Here is a 21,380-nt window from a genome sequence, read left to right on the forward strand (position 1 = left end):
ACCGATCAGTTGAGCTGATACGAGAATGCGGCGTTGATGCGTGGGCTGCGCGATGCGCTTTCGACCGGCGCATCGCCGATCGGCTTCGCGACGTTCAGGTCGAGACTGTAGAAGCGGCTGTCGGAAAACCGCACACCGATGCCGACCGACGACATGCGGTTCGGTGACGGCGTACCCGAGTGCAGGTATACGCGCGCCATGTCGTACGCGACGTACGGCGTGATCGATTTCAGATACGTCCAGCCCGGCGTGAAGCCGCGGTTGACCTCCAGCGACATCCCCCAGCCAGAGTCACCCGACGCTTCGCCAGGCTGATAGCCGAGCGCGTAGCGCGTCGAGCCGAATGAGATCTGTTCGGACGTCGGCAGCGAGTCGGGGCTGTATTGGCCGGTCAGCGAAACCGACGTGCCGATCCGGAACGGCCATTCGTTGGTTTGCGTGACAGTCGCGCCGGTGCGGACGAAGGTCAGCGAAGTCGGATCGGCATACGTGACCCCCACGCCGTTAACCAGGCCGGTCTGTGATTTCGAGGCACCGAGGATGTCGAACGCCTTGGCCACGTTGACGCTCAGTTTTCGCACCTGCTTCGGTTCGACACTGGTGTAGTCGAGTTGCAGTTGCAGCACGCGGACTTGAGACCGGTTGTCGAGCGTATTGCCGTTGATCTGGCTTTGATAGCGGTCTTCGTTATGCGCTGCGTAGCCCGATACCGTGCCGAGCAAGCTGCGTTGGTTGTTCAGCAGTATTGGGTAGGATGCCGAAAGACCGAGCTTCTCGTTCTTCACGGTACGCTCGACAGATGACGGCAACCCCGGGTTGTTGGTCGGCTTGCCGCGATACGTACTGGCATCGAGGCGCGTGATCAGGCCGTTGCTGCCGACGGGCACCGCGCCGCTGAACGCGAAGTAGGTCTGCTTGTCGCGTCCCGGCGGCGCGAGCGCGGAGATGCTCAACTGCTCGCCGAACGACGTGAGGCCGTTTTCGGTCGCGGTGATGAGGCCCTGGACGCCCGGGTGGTTGAAGTCGATCCCGGTGCTGACGTTGAACGGCTTGCGGTCGACCGCAAGATCGAGCGTCGTGGCGCCGTCGGTGGTTTGCGGCGGCGGGACATTCGCCTTCACCGTGAGGCCGGGCAGCAGGCCGAACGTGTTCACGTAGCGCTCGAACGTCGCGCGGCGCAGCGGGCGGTCGGCCGTGATATGCGCGGCAATCGCACGAATCTTCGATTCCATCGCGCCGGGCTTGCCGGTGACCTTCACATCCGACACGTAGCCTTCGACAACCGTGATGCGCACGACGCCGTTCTCGAACGTCTGCGCGGGAACGAACGCGAACGACAGCGCGAAGCCGCGCTCCTGGTACAGCTTCGTCACGCCGTTGGCGGTTTCGATCAGTTCGCCGATCGTGATGTCCTTGCCGACGAGGGGCGTGAAGCGGCGCGTGATTTCCTCGAACGGAATCGACTTCACGCCTTCGACCTGGAACGTCTTCGGCGTCAGGTGACGCGACAGCAGCTCCTGCAACTGCGGCGCTTGCGGTGCGACCTGTACGGTGACGTTCGGGCCTGTCTTCGGTGCGTTGATCTGGGGAAGGGAGTCGAGCGGGTTACCGCCGACGCGCGTTTGTGCCTGTGCCGTGCCTGCCGCCGCGATGACGAGCAGCATCATCCATCTGTCGAGTCTGGATTTCATTGTTCTTCCTCGTAGGCCTTGCTTTTGTGTCTTCTTTGTAATGCCGGCGCGCGACACCCAGGTGTCGCGCGCCGCGTGCCGCCATGCCGGTTGTGTGTGTACGGCCGCGCCATCCGCTCCGGCTGCGATAGTGCGACCGTCCTCCTTACTTGCCAACGCTACCCAGCGTACCCAGCAACCCCGTTACCGGTGCCAGCAGGCCCGTCGAACCGCCGCCCGACGATGCGGTACCCGTGACGCTGCCGACCAGCGACGTGACCGGCGCGAGCGGGCTCGAGCCCCCGGATGCACCGCCCACTGCTCCGGTGACAGTATTCAGCAATCCGGTGACCGGCGCGAGAGGGTTTGCACTGCCTGCGCCACCCGTTGCGCCACCCAGCGTGCCCGTGACCGTCGACACGAGATTCGTGACGGGGGCGAGCGGGCCGCCGTTGCCGCCTGCCGCGCCGCTCAGTGCACCCGTGACCGTCGAGACGAGGCCCGTGACCGGTGCGAGCGGGCCGCTGCCCGAGCCGCCCGTTGCACCGCCGAGGGCGCCCGTGAGCGAGCCGAGCGGCGTGGAACCCAGACCCGACAGCAGGCCGCCGAGCGGGTTCGTCGAGCCGGAACCCGACGACGTGCCGTTCTGGACGGTCGCCGTCGAGCCGCCGACGAGGCTCGTGATCAGGCCGGGGATCGGCGCGGCACCGTTCGGGCCGTTCGGGTTGACGAGGCCACCCGCGTTGGTCACGGTGTTGCCGACCGCGGTCACGAGCTGACCGACGTCGCCGACGAGCGGCTGGCTCGACGTGCCGCCGACCTGCTTGCCGGCCGAGCTGATCGCGCCGCCGATCTGGCCGAGCAGGCCCGAGACGGGTTGGCCGAGGCCGGTCGTCGTGCCGACCTGCTGGGTGACCTGGCCGGCGGTGATCACGAGCGGCGTGATCGCCGAGCTGATCGGTTGCGTGACCTGCTGCACGGCACCGGACGACAGCGTGGAACCGATCGTCGTACCGGCGGCCGTCAGGCCGTTGGCAACCGTATCGAGCACGGTGCCGACCGGGGTCGTGACCGGTGCGAGCGGGGCGAGCGGGCCCGTACCCAGCGCCTTGACCGTCGAGCTCAGGCCGGACACCGTGTTGCTCGTCGCGCCGACCACGTTGCCGAGACCGGCAACCGTCGTGCCGACCGGATCCTTCGTCGAGCCGATCTGTCCCAGCCCGTTGCTGACGGCATCGGCCGCCGCGCCGACGATCGTGCCGGTGCTGGAGAGCGTGCTGCCGACGCCCTTCGTCACGCCGTCGCCGAGGCCGGGCAGGCTGATGTTGCCGACCGTGCTGCCGAGGTCGGTGGCCGTCTGGCCGACCGTGCTGACGACACCCTTGGTGCCGGTCGGCGAGCCGCTGGTGCCGCTCGTGCTGGGCGTACCGCTCGTGCTCGGATTGTTGTTGTTGCTGCTGGCCGGCGGCGAGCTCACGCCGCCACCGCCGCAGGCGGCCAGCAGGCAGGCTGCGGCGAAGGCGGTGAGGGGCACGCGCCACTGGCGCAGGGCGACCGTCGTGATTGAACGTTGCTGGGACATGATGGACTCCTCGCTGTCTTGTCGATGAATGGATACCGGATTACTTGCCGTGCGTGCCGCCGAGCAGGCCGCCGATCAGCGACGTGACAGGCGCGAGCGGATTCGACGACGAGCCCGCGTTCGTGACGGCGCCCGTGCCGCCGCTCAGTGCGGGTGCGCCGACCGCGCTCGTGACCGTGGATACCGCGTTCGTCACCGGGGCGAGCGGGCTGCCGCCGCCTGCGCCACCGAGTGCGCCCGTGACTGCGCCGAGGAGGCCCGTGACCGGTGCGAGCGGACCGCCGCTCGTGCCGCCCGTTGCGCCGCCGAGTGCGCCGGTGACCGTCGAGACGAGGCCCGTGACCGGAGCGAGCGGGCCGCCGCTGCCGCCTGCCGCGCCGCCGAGTGCACCGGTGACCGTCGAGACGAGGCCCGTGACCGGAGCGAGCGGGCCGCCGCTGCCGCCTGCCGCGCCGCCGAGTGCACCAGTGACCGTCGAGACGAGGCCCGTGACCGGGGCGAGCGGGCCGCCGCTGCCGCCTGCTGCACCGCCGAGTGCGCCGGTAACCGTCGAGACGAGGCCCGTGACCGGGGCAAGCGGGCCGCCGCTGCCGCCTGCCGCGCCGCCGAGTGCGCCGGTCACGGTCGAGACGAGGCCGGTGACTGGTGCGAGCGGGCCGCTGCCGCCACCCGTTGCGCCGCCGAGTGCGCCCGTGACCGTGGAGACGAGGCCCGTGAGCGGGGCGAGCGGGTTGGTCACGCCGCCGGTGCCACCGGTGAGCAGGCCGCCGACGGCCTTCACGGTGTTGCCCGTCGACGAGACGGTGTTGCCGAGGCCCGTGGTGACCGGGTTGCCGCCCGTCGATGCGAGCAGCGCGCCGGCCTGGTTCAGACCGTTGCCGATCGTGCCGAGCAGCGTGTTGACCGGCGCGCCGAGGCCGGTCGCCGAGCCGATCGTCTGGGTCGTCTGGCCGACCATCGTCGTGATCGGCGTGATGGCCGAGCTGACGGTTTGCGTGACTTGCTGGATCGGGCCGGTCGACAGTGCGTTGGTGAGCGTGTTGCCGCCGTTCGCGACGGCGCCGCCGAGCGTCGACACGAGGCCGCCGACGGCACCCGTGACCGGGGCGAGCGGCGACAGCGGGCCGCTGCCGAGGCTCGTGACCAGGTTGCCCGTTTGCGTAACTGCGCCGCCCAGCTGATTGACCACGCCGCCCGTGCTGGCGAGCGTGGTGCCGAGCGGATCCTTCGTTGCGCCAAGCTGGCCGAGACCGTTGCCGAGACCGTTGCCCAGCGCGGTGACGGCGCCGCCCACGTTCTGCACGATGCCGCCGGCGGCTTGCGTGGTGGCCGGGTTGACGCCAGGCAGGCTCTGGCTGCCGATGACGGAGCCGAGACCCGAGACGGTGCTGCCGACACCCGTGACGATATTGCTGCTGTTTGCGAGGACATTTCCCACTGGGTTCGACGACACACCCGAGGTGCCGGACGTACCGCTCGTGCCGGAGGTACCGCTGGTGCCGGAGGTGCCGGAGGTGCCGCTCGTGCCCGAGGTGCCGGAGGTACCGCTCGTACCCGAGGTGCCGCTGGTGCCCGACGTGCCGCTCGTCCCCGAGGTACCGCTCGTGCCGGACGAGTTGCCGCCCGACGTGGAGATCGAATCGCCGCCGCCCGAGCTCGAGCCGCCGCCGAGACCTTGGCTGATGGAGCCGGAACCGCCGCACGCGGAGAGGGAAAGCATGGCTGCAACGGTGGCCGCGATCAGAGTCGTCCGGAACACGCCATGAGGGATAACCTTAATGTCCATTTTGTCCTCGCATTAAAGATGTGTTGTGAACTGCGTTGTGTTGAGTGGTGCGAGGACTACTCTGCAACAGTCGTGCCATTCCGATGCCCGACGGTTCGACAACAGGTTTTAAACGAGGCAATTCCTTGTCGGAAAAGGAAGTTATGGAAATTGAAAGATTGTTGAATCTGTTTAAGTGCAGACGAATGAGAACGGTTTCGGCCGTTTCGTAACGTAACGTCACAACATTGGCGTTACGCGTGCGGCGTAACGTGGGGCCCATGCAGGCTTGGTGGACGAGGCAATTGTTTTACTGGTGGATTAGGCGTGCACATCTAACCTATCGTAAATCCTATGTGTAAGTCGTACCGAAACGCCGTACAAATACGTTGTGCTCCTGAAGATTTTTTTCCGACAGAGTCGCTAAAGAGGTTGGAACTTAAATAGGATCGGATATAGAATCCGGAGCAGATGTAAGGAAATGTACGGTTCGGTACACAACGTTCGAGGAGGGTCACTATCGCGAATGTTAACTTGCATCAAATTGTGAGCCATGCCCTTCGGGGCGACCTATAAAGAAAGCGCACCCGACTGTCGTTACAGCAGATGTAGCGAACGGCTCGGGGCAAGGGCCGGATATGCGGGGACGTATACGTATAAAAGGCCAAAAAACGTAAATACAGGCACGAGGAATAAAATGAAAGCAATCATCAAGCGTTTCCTTAAAGAAGAAAACGGGGTTACCGCAGTCGAGTACGGACTCATCGCCGGGCTGGTCGCCGTTGCCCTCGTCACTGCCGTTGGCACGTTGACGGGCGGTATCTCGGGGGCGTTCTCCTACATCGCGAACCAGCTGCCGAAGGCATAACGAACGGGCTTTTGCTCACTCCCTGTTGTTAGGGGCGCGGATTGCTTCGGCAATCCGCGCGGTAAGTTTTGCCGCTCGGGGCGTAAATGATCCTGCTAACTGGCGTCGGGGTTTTCCTCGCGTGGGCGGTGCTTGTCGCGCTCGAGGACATCCGTCATAGGCGTATACCGAATTCACTGGTGATCGGTGGATTCGTATCTGCATTTCTGCTCTCCGGACATAATCCATTCGGCATTTCCGTGAATCAGGCGCTCATTGGCGTACTGATCGGCTTTGTCAGCCTTTTTCCGTTTTTCGTGCTGCGCGTCATGGGCGCCGCAGATGTCAAGGTATTCGCGGTATTGGGCGCGTGGTGCGGCCCGCATGCGCTGCTGTGGCTCTGGATCGTGGCGAGCCTGCTTGCATTCGCGCATGCCGGTACGCTGGTCTTCGCCACCCGTACGCCGGTATCCGCGTTGTGGCAGCGGCATGCTCCGACGATGGAGATCGCCGGGTTCCGGGCGTCGCCGTATGCCGCGTTTCTCGTGATTCCGGCAGCACTGTGGTGCCTGTACCGGATCGCCACCGGGGGGATGCAATGACGGCCGTTCGTCCCGTGTCGGGCTGGCGGCGTCGCGAGCGTGGCGCGACGGCCATCGAATTTGCACTGATGCTGCCGGTGTTCTTCCTGATCCTGTACGCGATCGTCACGTACGGGATGATCTTCGCCGCGCAGCAAAACCTGACGCTGGCGGCAACGGAGGGCGCGCGCGCCGCGCTGAACTATCAGCAGGTCGGAGCGGCCGCATCGGTGCAGGCGGCACAGCAGGCTGCGCTTGCGGCGCGGGCCCAGGCCGCCTGCACGGCCGCAACGAACCTGACCACGTGGCTGAAAGGATCGACGTGCACGCCGACGCAGCAAGGCACCTGTTCGTACGACGCGACGATGCTGTGCGTGCAGATCACGCTGACCTACCCATATTCGCAGAACCCGCTGATCCCGTCGTTCCCGCTGCTCGGTGCGCTGTTGCCGGTGCCGTCGACACTCACCGGAACCGCGATGGTGCAGATCAGCCCGGTCAACATCATATAAACGGCAGCGATCGCGTCGTGCCGGGTGGAGGGCGCCCGGCCGGCAAGGTTGCGCGGAGAATTCAATCGTGAGTAGCGGGGAAACATAACAACACCATGGCCAACAACCTGACCAAGATCATTGCCGGCTTGCTGATCGCGATCGCGGTCCTGCTCGGCGTCTATGCATGGATGCTCGGCCGCAAGCCGGCCGACGTCGCGCCGGTTGCGGCGACGGTCGCGACGCAAAGCGTACCGGTCGTCGTGGCGACACGGCCGTTGCAGGCCGGCCAGCCGATCCCGGCCGATGCGCTGAAGGTGCAGCAGTCGGCCGCCGCGCCGCAAGGGGCGTTTGCCGATCCGCTGCAACTGGTCGGCCGCATTCCGGCAGCCGACATTCCCGCGCAGGCGGCCGTCGTCGCCAGCGCATTGTCGTCCGGGCTTGCCGAGCAGATCGCCCCGGGAGAGCGCGCCGTCGCGATCAAGGTCGACGAGACCAACGCGGTCGGCAACCGCGTACGGCCCGGCAACTATGTCGACGTGTTCCTGAACCTGAAGCGCGACGGGACCGGCGTGGCGATCGGCGGAACGTCGACGGCCGAGATCGCGAATACGCAGGCACGGCTGCTGATGTCGAAGGTTCGCGTGCTGTCGTTCGGCGATGCCACGACCGAGCGGGACAGCTCGAACGGCTCGGTGGTCGGGATGCGGACCGCGGTGCTGGCCGTGCCGACCGCACAGGTTGACGCGCTGACGCTCGCCGAGCAGAGCGGCCGGCTCGTGCTCGCGCTGCGTAACCCGCGCGACGACGATATCGCGGCGCAGACCGTCGCGGTTCGTGCCGGCGACGACAAGACCCCGTCGGCGCTTGCAGCCGCCGGCGTGATGCTGGGCGATCTGTCGAAGAGCGCGACGAGCCCGGCGCCGCGTGCGCCGCCGCGGGTGGTCACGCGGCATCCGGGCGGCGGCGGCATCGAAGTGATTCGGGGTGGGCGGGCCGAAACGGTCGCCTATTGAGCGGGACGAAGACGACAACCAGAGAAGGGGGGCGGACCGATGCCTCCAAAACAATGAAAAAGAAACTGATTGGATTGGCTATTGCATTGAGCGCGCTGGCGATGCCGCCGCTGTCGGACGCGGCCGACACGAGCGGGACGATCAGCCTGGCGATCGGCGCACAACGGCAGCTTGCGACGGGGCGTACGCTGCAACGGGTTGCGGTCGGCGATCCGTCGGTCGCCGACGTGCTCGTCGTGAAGGGCGGGCGCGGCGGCGTGCTGCTGATCGCGAAGAACGCCGGCGCGACGAACGTGATGATCTGGGAGCGCGGCCGCGACGAACCGACCGTCTACAACGTGAACGTCACGAGCGGCGCGGCGCGGGCGCTGCTCGACAGCGGATCGCCGAGCGTGAATACGTACGGGGGCACGACGGTGATCGGCGGCGCGTCCGGGACGCTCGAAGGGCACCAGCGGGCGGTTCATGCGGCGAAGTCGGTCGGCGGCAAGGACGCGACGACCGTCGATGCGTCGACGATCTCCGGCAAGAACGTCGTGCAGGTCGACGTGCGCGTCGTCGAATTCAGCCGTTCGGTGCTGAAGCAGGCGGGCCTCAACTTCTTCAAGCAGAGCAACGGCTTCTCGTTCGGCGCATTCGCGCCGACGGGGCTGACATCGATTACCGGTACGCCGGGCGGTTCGCTCACCTACAACACGAGCGTGCCGATTTCGTCGGCGTTCAACCTCGTCGTCAATTCGGTGTCGCACGGGTTGTTCGCAGACCTGTCGATTCTCGAGGCGAACAATCTGGCCCGCGTGCTCGCGCAGCCCACGCTTGTCGCGTTGTCCGGCCAGAGCGCGAACTTCCTCGCGGGCGGGGAAATTCCGGTGCCGGTGCCGCAATCGCTCGGCACGATCTCGATCGAGTGGAAACCCTACGGCGTCGGGCTCACGGTCACGCCGACCGTGCTGAGCCCGCGGCGGATCGCGCTGAAGGTCGCGCCCGAGTCGAGCCAGCTCGACTTCGTGCATTCGATCACGATCAACAGCGTCCAGGTGCCTGCGCTGACGACGCGGCGCGCGGACACGACGGTCGAGCTCGGCGACGGCGAAAGCTTCGTGATCGGCGGCCTGATCGACCGCGAGACCACGTCCAACGTCAACAAGGTGCCGTTCCTGGGCGATCTGCCCATCATCGGCGCGTTCTTCAAGAATCTGAGCTACCAGCAGAACGACAAGGAGCTCGTGATCATCGTGACGCCGCATCTCGTTGCACCGATCGCGCAGGGCGCGCCGCTGCCGGCAACGCCGGGCGAGCTGTCCGAGCAACGCGACGGTCCGGTGTGGCGTTCCTACCTGGGCGGCATGGCATCGCCGGATGCAGGACCGGGGTTCTCGAAATGAGCGCGCCGAATCGTTACGGGACAGCGCAGGCCGTCGCGCACAACGCGATGCCTTGCTTCATTGGGAGTATCCAAGATGAATGCGAGAACCTATTCTTTGGCTGAGCCCGCCGTCACCGACCACTTCGTATGCGCATCCTCGCTTGCGGAGCACGTGCATTGGCTGTCGCAGTCGCTGCTTTCCGCCGGCGCGGTCGAGGGTGCGCCGCTCGACGGCGCGGCGCTGTCGCAGCGTATCGGCGTGTTGAACCCGGCACTGGTATTCATCGATTTTTCGAGTGATTGCGTGGCCGCGAGCACGGTGGTCGCGGCGGTGCGCGTGTCGCATCCGGGCGTGCCGGTGGTCGCGCTGGGCTCGCTCGCGCAACCGGAAGGCGCGCTTGCCGCGCTGCGCGCGGGGGTGCGCGATTTCGTCGATTTTTCCGCCCCGGCCGACGAGGCGCTGCGGATCACACGCGTGTTGCTCGACAACGTCGACGAGCCGGTGAACCGTCACGGCAAGGTCACCGCGTTGCTCGGCGCGCGCGCCGGGATGGGCGTGAGCACGCTCGCCGCGAACCTGTCGGTGCTGATGCAGCGGCGGCCCGCCGATCCCGCGCACACGGCGGCGCTCCTCGATCTCGGGTTGCCGGCCGGCGACGGCGCGTTGTTCCTGAATACGCGCTGCGAATTCCATTTCGTCGAAGCCGTGCGCAACCTGCGCCGGATCGACCGCACGTTCGTGACGACCGCGCTCGCGCGCCATTCGAGCGGCGTCGCACTGACGACGCTGCCGCCGAACCTCGCCGAGCTGCGCGAGGTGGCGACGGCGTCGTGCGCGGCGTTGCTGAACCGGCTGCGTGCGTTCTTCGATCACCAGATCGTCGACCTCGGCGGCTTCCCGAATCGCGAATTCATCGCGCAGGTCGTGAACCTGGCGGACGAAGCGTGGCTCGTGTGCGACCAGGGGGTGGCATCGATCATATCGGCCGTCGAGATGCTGGACGGGCTGCGCGAGGCAGGCGCCGCGACCGAACGGATCCGGCTCGTGGTCAACCAGTTCGACGCCGAGCTCGGGCTGTTGCCCGCGCAGATCGCCGAACGGCTGGAACTGTCGCTGGTCGCGACGCTGCCGTCGCGGCGCGTGTCGATCGGGCATGCGGCGAACCAGGGCAAGCTGATTGCCGAGGTCGCGGAGCGCGATCCGTACGTCCGCGCGCTCGGGCCGCTGGTCGAGCGCCTCGCGGGCGCGCCGGCGCCGGGAGCGGCGCAGCGTGCGGCCGGCGGCCTCTCGGCGCTCAGGCGAATCATTCAATCCTCTACGAAGCGGTCGTAAGCGATGGCACACGACATTCAATTTGCCGACGGCGCAGCGCCGTTCTCGCAAACGCAACAGTTCCACGACATCAAGAATGCCGCACACGAGCATCTGCTCACGCGGATCGAGGAGCTGGGTGCCGAATTCGGCCGCTGGTCGCGGCAGGCGATCAACCAGTTCGTCGATCTCGAGATCGACAGCTTCGTGCGGCTGCGGCGGATCCCGCTCAACGAGAGCGAGGTGCGTGCGGTTGCCGAGGCGCTGACGAAGGAGTTGGCCGGCTTCGGGCCGATCGAGGACCTGCTGGCGGACCCGCACGTCGAGGACATCCTGATCAACGGCTACAACGACATCTACGTGTCGCGGCACGGGATCCTGTCGAAGCTGCCGATCCGCTTTACCGACAACGCGCACCTGCTGCGGATCGTGCGACGGATTCTCGCGCCGGTCGGCCGGCGGCTCGACGAATCGAATCCGATGGTCGACGCACGGCTGCCCGACGGCGGGCGTGTCAACGTCGTGATCGAGCCGCTGTCGATCGACGGCCCCGTCGTGTCGATCCGGAAGTTCCGCAAGGATCCGCTGAAGCCCGAGGACCTGCTGGGCAACGGTACCTACAACGAGGAAATCGGCCGGCTGCTCGAGGCCGCGGTCGAGGCGCGCTGCAACGTACTCGTGTCGGGCGGCACCAGCTCGGGCAAGACGTCGCTGCTGAACGCGCTCGCGTTCCACATCCCGATGGCCGAACGCGTCGTGACGATCGAGGATACGGCCGAACTGTCGCTGAATCACCCGCACGTCGTGCGGCTCGAGAGCCGTCCCGGCGGGTTCGACGGCAGCGGCGTCGTGTCGATTCGCGACCTGCTGCGCAACACGTTGCGGATGCGGCCGGACCGGATCATCGTCGGCGAAGTGCGCGGCGGCGAAGTGCTCGAAATGCTGCAGGCGATGAATACCGGTCACGACGGATCGATGGGCACCGTGCACGCGAGTTCGCCGCGCGAGTGCCTGTACCGGCTCGAGATGCTGGCCGGCTTCGCCGGTTTTCAGGGTACCGAAGCAAGTCTGCGCCGGCAGATCGCCAATGCGATCGATTTCATCGTCCAGATCGGCCGGCTGTCCAACGGTCGCCGGCGGATCCTGTCGATCACCGAAGTCACCGGCATGTCGGACAACATCGTGTCGACGCAGGAACTGTATCGCTACGAGGCGCGCGTCACGCCGGAGGGCGACGAGATCGATCACTGGGAATCGCTCGGCATTCATCCGCATTCGCCGAAGCTCGCACGTTTCCGCAACACGCTGGTGTCGAGCGGCGGCGGGTTCGGCGGCAACTTCGGGCGAGGCGGGGGCTTCAATGTCTAGCGCCACCTTGCTCGCGCTGATGTTCGCGCTGATCTGCGCGGCGGCCGGGCTGCTGCTGTGGCGCGGAAGCCAGGTGCGGGAAGGGCGCGCGCATACGCAACGGTTCTTCGACAGCCAGGTGGGACAGGGTGCGCGCACCGCCGCCCCGGCGGGCGACACGCGTACCGTGCGTGCCACGGCGGCCGGTGCGGCGAATGCGCAGGAACCGGCACAAGGGTTTGCGCGCTGGCGTGCGTCGGTGTTCGAAGCGTGGAGCGTGTTGTCCGACCGCGCGGGCCTCGACGAAGTGCGCGCGGGCCTCGTGCTGGCGGTCGCGATCGTTGCGCTGCTCGCGCTGTGGGCCGGCGTGGCCGGCGGGGTGCTCGCCGCGGTTGCTGCGATCGTTGCGGGCGGGGTGCTCGTCGTGCTGTGGATCACGTCGCGCATCGGCCGGCGCCGCCTGAAGATCGTCCGGCAGTTGCCGTCGTTTCTCGACGGGATCGTGCGGCTCGTGACCCTCGGGAACAGCGTGCCCGCGGCGTTCCAGTCGGCGCTGCAGACGGCCGAGATGCCGCTGCGCCGCTGCCTCGACGACGTGTCGCAGATGCTGCGCTCCGGCGTCGAGATCGATCGCGCGATGCTGCACATCGCGCACACGTACCGGATCCGCGAATTCGAACTGGTCGGTGCGGTGCTGCGTCTGTCGGTCCGCTACGGCGGGCGGGCGGACGTGATGCTCGACCGGATGTCGACGTTCATGCGCGATCTCGAGCAGGCGGAGCGCGAATTGTCCGCGATGTCGGCCGAGACCCGGCTGTCAGCCTGGGTGCTGGCGCTGTTGCCGATCGCGGTCGGCAGCTTCGTCATCGCCACGAGCCCGCGCTATTTCACGGTGATGTGGAACGACGATGCCGGGCGTCAGCTGATCTATCTGGCGTTCGCGCTGCAGGCGATGGGCGGTTTCTGGCTGTACCGGCTCGCGCGGCTGAGGTGAATCGATGGATGCAAACCGTTTAGGCGCACTGGCGCTGGTGCTCGGATCGGTCGGCGTGCTGCTGCTGGCCGCGCTCGCAATCGTGCGCGTCGTGCTCGTGCAGCGTGCCGAGCGCGCGCTGGTGAACGCGCTCGAACGCCGGACCGCGGCCATCGAAGCGGCCGCCGCGCGCGCCGGCGCCGCAGAGCCGGTGCGCGAGGCGCCGCCGCCAGTGTCGCGCCCCCGTTTCGCGGGGTTGCGCGCACGCTTCGAAGACGCCGGGATGCGGTGGCTCGAGACCGGCTTCAGCCGCTACCTGATCGCCGACGAGGATCGCCAGTTGCTCGAACAGTGCGGCTTCGTCGACGTTCGTGCGCGCGCGCTGTTCGTCAGTGCGCGCATCGTCTGCGCGACCCTGCTGCCGGCGCTCACCTTGCTGATACTGGTCGGCCGCGGACACGGGACGCGCTGGCCGCTCTGGCTCACCGTCTCGCTCGTGACCGGCTACATGCTGCCGAAAATCTACGTGCGCCGTCGCGCCACCGCGCGCCGGCAGAGCATCGCGGCCGAGTTGCCGCTGCTGGTCGACATGTTGCGGCTGCTGCAGGGCGTCGGCCTGTCGCTCGACCAGAGCATCCAGGTCGTCACGCACGATTTTCAGACCATGCTGCCGGTGCTGTCGTGGGAGCTCGGCGTCGCGCAGCGGCAGTTCGCGGCTGGACGCACGCGCGAGCAATCGCTGCAACGCCTGACGAACAGTTTCGACAACGAGGATCTGCGGGCGATCGTGCGATTGCTGATTCAGGTGGACAAGCATGGCGGCGCGGTACAGGAGCCGCTGAAGCAGTTCGGCGACCGTCTGCGCGAAGGGCGTCGTGCGACGCTGCGCGAGCAGATCGGCCGCCTGACGGTGAAGATGACCGGCGTGATGATCATTACGCTGTTGCCGGCATTGCTGATCGTGACCGCGGGGCCCGGCATCATGACCGTGCTGTCCGCGCTCGCTGCGATTCAGCGCTGATGCGGCATGAAGGGAAGGAGCGACACAAGATGAATCGATTGAGTTGGATCGGCACGATCGCAGGCGCGACGGCGTTCGCGTTGCTTGCCAGCGGGTGCTCGCTGTTCAAGGAGTCCGGATACGGAATCGGTGCGCAGGCCGAACGCGGTGCGCTGATGCAGGCCGCCGCCGACAAGAATGCGAAGCCGGATACGCCGGGCATGTATCTGGGCCTGATCGACCGCATGCAGGCGCAGGGGCTGTATTTCGCGTCGCTCGCGCACATCGATCAGTACGAGAAGCAATATGGCGCCTCGCCGGACACGATCCTGCTGCGCGCCGACGCATTGCGCGCGACCGGCCAGTACGACGCGGGCGTGGCCGCCTATACGAAGCTGCTGACGACGCCGCTTGCCGCGCGCGGCTATCGCGGGCTGGGTCTGACCGCCGGCGCCCGCGGCGATTTTGCGCTTGCCGCGCAGCAACTCGAACAGGCGACGGCGCTTGCGCCGACCGATGCGGCAACGCTGTCCGATCTCGCGTATTCGCGGATGCGCGAAGGCGACCTGGCGGGCGCACGCGTGCCGCTGCTGAAGGCGGCCGAACTCGAGCAGAAGAACCCGAAAATCCTCAGCAACTTCGTGCTGTACCTGCTCGCGACCGGTCACGCGAAGGACGCGCGGCGGCTGATGGATCAGCAGAAGCTTTCGCCTGCGGTACGCAGCCAGATTCACGACGACGAGACGAAGGTCGCGGCCGCGGTGCGCGCGCAGCAGCGCGCGATTGCCCGTGCGCCGGCCACGACGTCCGCGCCGGCGGTGGCGAGCAGCGACAACTTCGATCTCGCCGTGCCGCTGCTGCAGCGTTTCGCGCGATAACGACGATATTCACGGAGGCCATCATGTTTCACCTTTCCTCAATCCGCGTGCGGGCCGTGTGCGTCGCGTTCGCATGCGCGCTGGGTGCGGGCATCGCGCACGCGCAAAGCGACACGCCGGCGTCCGAGATCGGTCATGCGACGAACGCGCTGCTCGACCTGCAGCGTTCGAATCGTGCGGCCGCCACGCCTCAGCCGATCGACGGCGCGGCCGGCACGTATGCCTATCAGCGCTACATCGACACGTTCAAGACGCCGATTCCGCAGTGGTTCGGCACGATGTCGACGGCGGGCGGCGGCGGCAGTGGCGGCAGTGGCGGCGGCAGCGGCGGATCGTCCGGTGGCGACCTCGCGCGCTGACGGAGCAAAACGGTGAATACCCGGCACAGTGGCGGCGCAATCCGCCGCGCGTCACGACAGCGCGGCGCGTTCTCGGTGATGGCGATCATCGCGACGCTGATCGCCATCACGACGCTTGGCGCGATCGGCGTCGGTAACCTCTTTTACCAGCGCCGGGACGTGCAGCGGATTGCCGACATGGCCGCGCTCGCGGCCGTGCAGCGGATGGACGATGCCTGTTCGCAACCGACCGCCACGGCGACCAGCAACGCGCAGTCGAACGGGCTCAATGCGTCGAACGGCGACACGATCAGCATCGAATGCGGCCGCTGGGACACGTCGGTCAATCCGAAACCCAGCTACTACGCGACTGCGACTCCGGGGACCACGCAGTTGAACGCGGCGAAGGTGATCGTCACGCGTCAGGTGCCGTTCTTCTTCGTCGGACCGCCGCAGACGGTGTCGGCGGTATCGACCGCGCGTTCGACGAACATCGATACGTTCTCGGTCGGGGCGACCCTCGCGGCGCTCGGCGGCGTCGGTTGCGCGGGCGGATCCGCGCCCGTGTCCGGCAATCCGGGGCTCGTCAACGGACTGATCGGCGGGTTGCTCGGCGCCAACCTGAACCTGAACATCGGGTCGTATCAATCGCTGGCCTGCACGAACGTGACGGTCGGCGATCTCGTCGTGGCGGCGGGCGTCGGCACGGTCGATCAACTGCTCGCGCTGAAGCTCACGTTGCCGCAACTGGTCCAGTTGATGGTGAACGCCGCCACGCAGACGGCCGTCGCGAACGCCAACCTGCAGGCGAGCCTCGCCACGCTGCAGGCGATCCTGAGCGCCAACATTCCGGGGACGACGATCGGCCTCGGCGGCGCCGGCGGCTTGCTGAACGTCGCGCTCGCAGATACGCAGGCGGCGCTCAACGCGCAGGTGGATCTGCTCGACCTGCTGCTCGTCGGCGCGGAGATCGCGGCAACGGGCAAGCCGGCGGTCACGGTCAATGTGCCGTCGCTGAATCTCGGCGGGCTGACGGGGACGCAGCTGCAGGTGCAGATCATCAGCCCGCCGTCGATCGGCATCGGCGAGGGCGGGATCGATCCGTCGACGGGAACGTGGCGCACGAAGGCGTCGACCGCGGCGGTGGGCGTGTATCTCAATGTCGATCTCGGCACGGCGCAGTTGCCGCTGCTTGGCGCTTTGCTGACTTTGCTGAGCGTGAATGTCGACGTCAATCTGCCGATTTATCTGCAGGCAGGTACCGGCACTGCGACGTTGAACTCGACCCAATGCGCCTCCACGCAGGCGGCAAGCACGGTCGTCATTACCGCACAACCGGGCGTGGCCAATCTGTGCATCGGCAAGCCTCCGCTCAATGCGTCCGGCCAGATCAGCCTGTCGTCGAGTTACAGCTGTACATCGCCGGCTCAGATCATCAACGCCAATGTTCTCGGGATTGCCCAGTTGACGGCTTCCATGTCCAACATCTCGGTTCAGGTGCAAGGCGCGTCCCAATCGCATACGTTCAATGGCGTACCGGGAATCGATGCGAATTACTGGACCGTGAACTCGAATGCGCTCGGCTCGGCGCTCAGTTCGGCATTGACGCAACTCGCGGCCGCAAATATCACCGTCAACGTCGGCCTGTTCGGCGCCAGCATCCTGACGGTTCCGGGGAACTTCGTCTCCACGTTGCTCAGCTTTTTGAGCGGTCTGCTCGGGCCGCTCCTGTCGAGCCTTGACGCAGTCCTCGTTCCGCTGCTGAATCTCCTCGGCGTCCAGGTTGGCGCGGCGACGGTCCATCAGATCTCGCTCAATTGCGGGGTCGCCCAAACGGTTTACTGAAGAAGCAGATCAGATGAGAAATACGCCCGCAATCGAAGAGCTCGACCTGTATGTCTGGGAAGGCAAGGCGGACATCGTCGACCGCGTCGCCCGGTGCATGGCGAGCTTCGACGTCGAAGTGATCCGCGCCGACAACGCGGTGGTCTCGCCCGAGCGCGCCGCGATGCGGCGGTCGCTGGCGATCATCAGCGTGACGATGATCGAAGGCGGCGCAGCATTCCTGCGCGACTGGCAGGCCAACATCGGCATGCCGGTCGTCTGGGTCGGCGCGGCGCGCGATCACGACGCGTCGCAGTATCCGCCCGAGTATTCGCACGTCCTGCCGCTCGACTTCACGTGTGCCGAACTGCGCGGCATGATCGGCAAGCTCGTCACGCAACTGCGCGCGCACGCGGCCGAAACGTTGCAGCCGTCCGAACTCGTCGCGCATTCGGAATCGATGCAGGCGCTGTTGCACGAAGTCGATACGTTCGCCGACTGCGACACCAACGTGCTGCTGCATGGAGAAACCGGCGTCGGCAAGGAGCGCATCGCGCAACTGCTGCACGAAAAGCACTCGCGCTACCGGCACGGCGAATTCGTGCCGGTGAACTGCGGCGCGATTCCCGACGGCCTGTTCGAATCGCTGTTCTTCGGGCATGCGAAAGGATCGTTCACCGGCGCGGTTGTTGCGCATAAAGGCTATTTCGAGCAGGCTGGCGGCGGCACGCTGTTCCTCGACGAAGTCGGCGATCTGCCGCTGTACCAGCAGGTCAAGCTGCTGCGTGTGCTCGAGGACGGCGCGGTGTTGCGGGTCGGTGCGACGGCGCCGGTCAAGGTCGATTTCCGCCTGGTCGCGGCGAGCAACAAGAAGTTGCCGCAGCTCGTGAAGGAAGGGCTGTTTCGCGCCGATCTCTACTACCGGCTCGCGGTGATCGAGCTGAGCATTCCGTCGCTGGAAGAGCGCGGCGCGGTCGACAAGATCGCGTTGTTCAAGTCGTTCGTCGCCGAGGTGGTCGGCGAAGAGCGGCTCGCCGAGTTGTCCGATCTGCCGTACTGGTTGACGGATTCGGTCGCGGACAGCTATTTCCCCGGCAACGTGCGCGAACTGCGCAACCTCGCGGAGCGCGTCGGCGTGACGGTGCGGCAGACGGGCGGGTGGGATGCCGCGCGGCTGCAGCGGCTGATCGCACACGCACGGAACTCGGCCCAGCCGGTGCCGGCCGAAAGTGCGGCCGAGGTCTTCGTCGATCGCAGCAAGTGGGACATGAACGAGCGCAGCCGCGTCATCGCGGCGCTCGACGCAAACGGTTGGCGGCGTCAGGACACGGCGCAGCAGCTCGGCATCAGCCGCAAGGTACTGTGGGAAAAAATGCGCAAATATCAGATCTTCGACGAAGAGCCCGAGACACGCGAAAGCGAGTAATTAATGAGATAAAATCGCGCTGAATTACAACGACTCGGGCGGGAATAAAACTTCATGAGCCATATGACGGGGTTGGGGCGGGTGGGCGTGTTGCTCGCCATGGTGGGAGGCATGCAGGGCGCGTTCGCGCAGGGGCTGGCAGGCAGCGATCCGTCGGCAGTGCAGCAGGCGTCTGCGCCGGTGGCTGCGATTCCGGTGATCGATTCGCAGGTCCAGGCGTCGGTGCAGCCGCAGGCGGGCGAGACGACGGGGCAAAGCACGGTCGACGACCTGCAGCGCCAGATCCAGGCACACTCGCTGACGGAAATGCGAACGAGCTACAACGGCAGCTATGGCGCAAGCCTGCTGTTCAACGTAAAGGACGGCGCGTACTTCGTTGCGCTGTTCCAGCAGAAGGCGTTCTGGCGCGTGATCAAGACGTACGACGAAACGCGCGCGGAAGCGATCTATCGCGATTTCTCGCGCCAGGCCGAGCGGCTGGCGGTCAACGAGCTGCGCGCGGCAAAGCTGGAATCGCAGAAGGCGCAGACGGACAAGCAGATCGAGGTCACGCAGGACCGTGCGCGGCGTCTGCAGGCCGACATCTCGATCGCTCGCCAGCAGCAGGCGGCCGTTTCGGACCGCCAGAAGAGCGTACGCAGCGAGACGGTTGCGCTGCAGGCGCAGCAGGCCGAACTGCAGTCGCAACTGCGCGCCTTGCAGCAGCAGGTGCGCTCGCTGCAGCGCGAGGCCAACGCGGGCCTGCCGGCGACGGCGCGCTGAGTGTCGGCGGCGGTGCGGCGACATGCCGCGCCGGCCGTACAAGTAAAAAGGGCAAGCCGTTTGGCTTGCCCTTTGGTTTTACTGGCCGTCCGGCACGATTCGCCGGCGGCGCGTCACGATCACCGGCCCGTTGCCGCCGCGGGAATCCGGCGACGACGTGTTGCCTGATGCATCGCCGGTGTCGCGCGGCGCGCCGTAGCTTTCGCGCGGCTCACGGGGTTCGCGCGGTGCGCCGTAGCCTTCGCGCGGCTCGCGCGAGCCGTAACCCTCGCGCGGTTCACGCGAACCATAGCCTTCACGCGGTTCGCGGGAGCCGTAGCCGCCGTCGCCGCGCGATTCGCGCGAGCCGCCGTGCGAGCCGTACGGGCTGTGACCGCCGCCTTCACGGCCGCCGGGGCGACCGCCGGTGCGCGGCCCGCGGGGGCCGCTGCCGCCCGGGCGCGAGCCGCCGGTGTCGAGCTGGATCGTGGAAATCGCACGCTTGTAGATGCCTTGCAGACCCACGGGGGTGCGCAGCATCACCAGATACTGGTCGAACGACTCAATACACCCCGTCAGACGAATGCCGTTGACGAGATAGATTTCAACGCGCTTACGTTCCTTGCGCGCCGAATTGATGAAGTCGTTTTGCGGATGGGATTCTGCGGGATTGGCCATTGAGGTGCGGCAGGAGCCTGCGTCAGAGAATATGTTGTGCGTGTGTGTGGCGTGTTCGTCCACAAGGCGTTTGGCGGGATTCTACCCTGTTCGATAGGCAAGCGCGCAGTCGTGATTGTGTCGAACCGTAACCCACTATAGACGTTCCGGCGCATTTTCGCGATTCGGCCGAACGGCCAAAGCCGTTTCGTTACGTTGCGTTACGACTCTCGCAGCGCGGTATCACCTCGGCGCGGGCGCCATCCTTATATTGCTTGCGTGAGCCGGGCGGGCCGGCTTGTCAGGGATCCGCAGCATGAACAAGAGACAAGTGGCAGGGGTGATCGGGAGCATGGCATGGCTTGTTTCCGGCAGTGCAATGGCGCATGTCGACCTGTCGGTCGGCATCGGCGTACCGGTCGCACCGGTCTATGTCGAGCCGGCACCGGTCTATGTGGCGCCGCAGCCGGCCATCGTCGCCTATCCGGGCTACGGATACGGCTACTACGGCGATGACGACGACGATCGTTACCGGAAGTGGCGCAAGCACTACTACAAGCATTGGCGCAAGCACCACGGCGACGACGATGACGATTGAACCCGAGGCCCGCACCGGCGGCGCGAATCAGAACGCGTAGTCGGGGTTTTTCGGGTCGAATGCGGTGTCGTCGAGGGTCGCCGGCGCGATTTTCTCGATGACGATCCGCTCGAAGATCTTGCCGTCGTTGTCATAGGACTCGACGGTCCGGAAATACGGGGCGTGCAGGTCGAGCCCGAGGATTTCCTTTTTCGCATAGAACTGCGGCCGGCCGGTCGGCGTTTCGTAGGTGAGCGTGACAACACGTACGCCGCTGATCGTTCGGACTTCCACATTGGTTGGCCGCTGCACGCCGGCTTCCAGGTATTTCTTCCCTTCGGTCAGGTACAGGTTCGTGATGAACTCGGTGCCGAGATCCTTCACCTGGTGATTCGACTGGGCGCGCGCCAGTGCGCCGTCGATCGCCGTCCACAGCGGAATCTTGCCGAGCAGGCCGCCGAGATGGCCGTACATCTCGTCCTTGCGCTGGGTCGTATCGTAGATGGTCTCCTGTCCGTCATGGGCGCCGCCCGGCAGCCATTTCGCATACACGCGCAGCGGCTCGCGGGTCGTCTTCACGAGCATGCGGTCGGGCGTGTCGGACCATTTTCCGCTGATGCGCTCCTGGCGCACCATCGTGAACTGGTACGACGGATAGCCGTTGGGACCGTTACGGATGTAGAGCGGCACGGCGAGCGGATCGAGCGCCTTGAAGAGCGCCGTCAGCGTCGCGTCGTCGAGCTGCGCGAGCGTGCCGTGCTGGGCTGCCGTGCGCAACCAGCGCGCCTGTTGCGCGAGTGGCTCGTGCGTGACCTTCGCGAGGTCCGCCGGCAGCGCGACTTCCTGTGCCGCGCTCGCGGCGCCGGCCGTTTCCTGAGCATGCAGGCCCGCGTGCGCGAGCGACAGCACGCAAGCGGCTGCCGTGGCGGCATGCCGCGTACGGCGCTTCATTCCTTCGTTCATCGACAGCATCTCCCGGAGCGATGGAT

The 21,380-nt window shown here is 66.4% G+C and carries 20 protein-coding genes; 15 read left to right on the top strand and 5 right to left on the bottom strand.

Translation table 11 applies throughout. The features are described from left to right. Nucleotides 1-5: 5 nt before the first annotated feature. The 3 genes from OHZ10_RS07630 to OHZ10_RS07640 all read right to left on the bottom strand — a co-directional run bounded on the left by OHZ10_RS07630 (nucleotide 6) and on the right by OHZ10_RS07640 (nucleotide 5,038). The gene (locus tag OHZ10_RS07630) at nucleotides 6-1,691 is read right to left on the bottom strand and encodes a ShlB/FhaC/HecB family hemolysin secretion/activation protein (RefSeq protein ID WP_059234656.1); all 1,686 of its coding nucleotides are present in this window, start codon (nucleotides 1,689-1,691) and stop codon (nucleotides 6-8) included. 145 nt (nucleotides 1,692-1,836) lie between these two features. Further along, on the bottom strand, nucleotides 1,837-3,252 hold the full coding sequence (locus OHZ10_RS07635; protein WP_059234653.1) for a collagen-like triple helix repeat-containing protein: 1,416 nt from the start codon (nucleotides 3,250-3,252) through the stop codon (nucleotides 1,837-1,839). 40 nt (nucleotides 3,253-3,292) lie between these two features. Further along, a complete protein-coding gene (locus OHZ10_RS07640; RefSeq protein WP_342704179.1) occupies nucleotides 3,293-5,038 on the bottom strand; it encodes a collagen-like triple helix repeat-containing protein in 1,746 nt (581 codons plus the stop codon). Nucleotides 5,039-5,714: 676 nt separating this feature from the next. On the opposite strand from OHZ10_RS07640, the gene OHZ10_RS07645 reads away from it, so the two are divergent. The 14 genes from OHZ10_RS07645 to OHZ10_RS07710 all read left to right on the top strand — a co-directional run bounded on the left by OHZ10_RS07645 (nucleotide 5,715) and on the right by OHZ10_RS07710 (nucleotide 19,178). Further along, nucleotides 5,715-5,885: a Flp family type IVb pilin gene (locus tag OHZ10_RS07645; protein ID WP_059234649.1), complete on the top strand. Its 171-nt coding sequence runs from the start codon at nucleotides 5,715-5,717 to the stop codon at nucleotides 5,883-5,885. Nucleotides 5,886-5,971: 86 nt separating this feature from the next. Next, on the top strand, nucleotides 5,972-6,466 hold the full coding sequence (locus OHZ10_RS07650; RefSeq protein ID WP_059234647.1) for an A24 family peptidase: 495 nt from the start codon (nucleotides 5,972-5,974) through the stop codon (nucleotides 6,464-6,466). After that, entirely contained in the window at nucleotides 6,463-6,957 is a 495-nt protein-coding gene (locus tag OHZ10_RS07655; protein ID WP_342704181.1) for a TadE family protein, read from the top strand. Before OHZ10_RS07650 ends, OHZ10_RS07655 begins: the two co-directional genes overlap by 4 nt. Before the next feature lie 95 nt (nucleotides 6,958-7,052). Next, nucleotides 7,053-7,952, top strand: coding sequence for a Flp pilus assembly protein CpaB (gene cpaB, locus OHZ10_RS07660; protein ID WP_342704182.1), 900 nt, complete (start codon nucleotides 7,053-7,055; stop codon nucleotides 7,950-7,952). Between the two features lie 53 nt (nucleotides 7,953-8,005). After that, the gene (locus OHZ10_RS07665; protein ID WP_059234640.1) at nucleotides 8,006-9,337 is read left to right on the top strand and encodes a type II and III secretion system protein family protein; all 1,332 of its coding nucleotides are present in this window, start codon (nucleotides 8,006-8,008) and stop codon (nucleotides 9,335-9,337) included. A 75-nt stretch (nucleotides 9,338-9,412) separates the two neighbouring features. Continuing rightward, a complete protein-coding gene (locus tag OHZ10_RS07670) occupies nucleotides 9,413-10,651 on the top strand; it encodes a fimbrial protein (protein ID WP_256085920.1) in 1,239 nt (412 codons plus the stop codon). Between the two features lie 3 nt (nucleotides 10,652-10,654). Then, nucleotides 10,655-11,998: a CpaF family protein gene (locus tag OHZ10_RS07675; RefSeq protein WP_059234636.1), complete on the top strand. Its 1,344-nt coding sequence runs from the start codon at nucleotides 10,655-10,657 to the stop codon at nucleotides 11,996-11,998. Beyond that, complete coding sequence (locus tag OHZ10_RS07680) at nucleotides 11,991-12,971, top strand: type II secretion system F family protein (RefSeq protein ID WP_342704185.1); 981 nt, start codon at nucleotides 11,991-11,993, stop codon at nucleotides 12,969-12,971. Before OHZ10_RS07675 ends, OHZ10_RS07680 begins: the two co-directional genes overlap by 8 nt. Nucleotides 12,972-12,975: 4 nt before the next feature. Continuing rightward, on the top strand, nucleotides 12,976-13,971 hold the full coding sequence (locus OHZ10_RS07685) for a type II secretion system F family protein (RefSeq protein ID WP_342704186.1): 996 nt from the start codon (nucleotides 12,976-12,978) through the stop codon (nucleotides 13,969-13,971). A gap of 29 nt (nucleotides 13,972-14,000) precedes the next feature. Beyond that, a complete protein-coding gene (locus tag OHZ10_RS07690; protein ID WP_059236803.1) occupies nucleotides 14,001-14,828 on the top strand; it encodes a pilus assembly protein in 828 nt (275 codons plus the stop codon). A 23-nt stretch (nucleotides 14,829-14,851) separates the two neighbouring features. After that, nucleotides 14,852-15,187, top strand: coding sequence for a DUF3613 domain-containing protein (locus tag OHZ10_RS07695; RefSeq protein ID WP_342704187.1), 336 nt, complete (start codon nucleotides 14,852-14,854; stop codon nucleotides 15,185-15,187). 12 nt (nucleotides 15,188-15,199) lie between these two features. Then, on the top strand, nucleotides 15,200-17,011 hold the full coding sequence (locus tag OHZ10_RS07700) for a TadG family pilus assembly protein (RefSeq protein WP_059234628.1): 1,812 nt from the start codon (nucleotides 15,200-15,202) through the stop codon (nucleotides 17,009-17,011). 13 nt (nucleotides 17,012-17,024) lie between these two features. Then, nucleotides 17,025-18,416, top strand: coding sequence for a sigma 54-interacting transcriptional regulator (locus OHZ10_RS07705; RefSeq protein ID WP_059234627.1), 1,392 nt, complete (start codon nucleotides 17,025-17,027; stop codon nucleotides 18,414-18,416). A gap of 54 nt (nucleotides 18,417-18,470) precedes the next feature. Next, nucleotides 18,471-19,178 carry a DUF2968 domain-containing protein gene (locus tag OHZ10_RS07710; RefSeq protein WP_059234625.1) on the top strand — a complete coding sequence of 236 codons (708 nt, stop codon included), beginning with the start codon at nucleotides 18,471-18,473 and terminating at the stop codon, nucleotides 19,176-19,178. A gap of 78 nt (nucleotides 19,179-19,256) precedes the next feature. On the opposite strand, the gene hfq is transcribed toward OHZ10_RS07710, so the two are convergent. Then, complete coding sequence (gene hfq, locus OHZ10_RS07715) at nucleotides 19,257-19,835, bottom strand: RNA chaperone Hfq (RefSeq protein WP_059234622.1); 579 nt, start codon at nucleotides 19,833-19,835, stop codon at nucleotides 19,257-19,259. Nucleotides 19,836-20,130: 295 nt separating this feature from the next. Between hfq and OHZ10_RS07720 the strand changes: the two genes are divergently transcribed. Then, nucleotides 20,131-20,412: a PXPV repeat protein gene (locus tag OHZ10_RS07720; protein WP_059234620.1), complete on the top strand. Its 282-nt coding sequence runs from the start codon at nucleotides 20,131-20,133 to the stop codon at nucleotides 20,410-20,412. A 27-nt stretch (nucleotides 20,413-20,439) separates the two neighbouring features. Here the strand turns inward: OHZ10_RS07720 and OHZ10_RS07725 are convergent, their stop codons facing one another. Beyond that, entirely contained in the window at nucleotides 20,440-21,354 is a 915-nt protein-coding gene (locus OHZ10_RS07725; RefSeq protein WP_342704190.1) for a DUF1571 domain-containing protein, read from the bottom strand. Nucleotides 21,355-21,380: the final 26 nt, after the last annotated feature.

Source organism: Burkholderia arboris, from assembly GCF_038723655.1.
Lineage (GTDB): Bacteria > Pseudomonadota > Gammaproteobacteria > Burkholderiales > Burkholderiaceae > Burkholderia > Burkholderia arboris.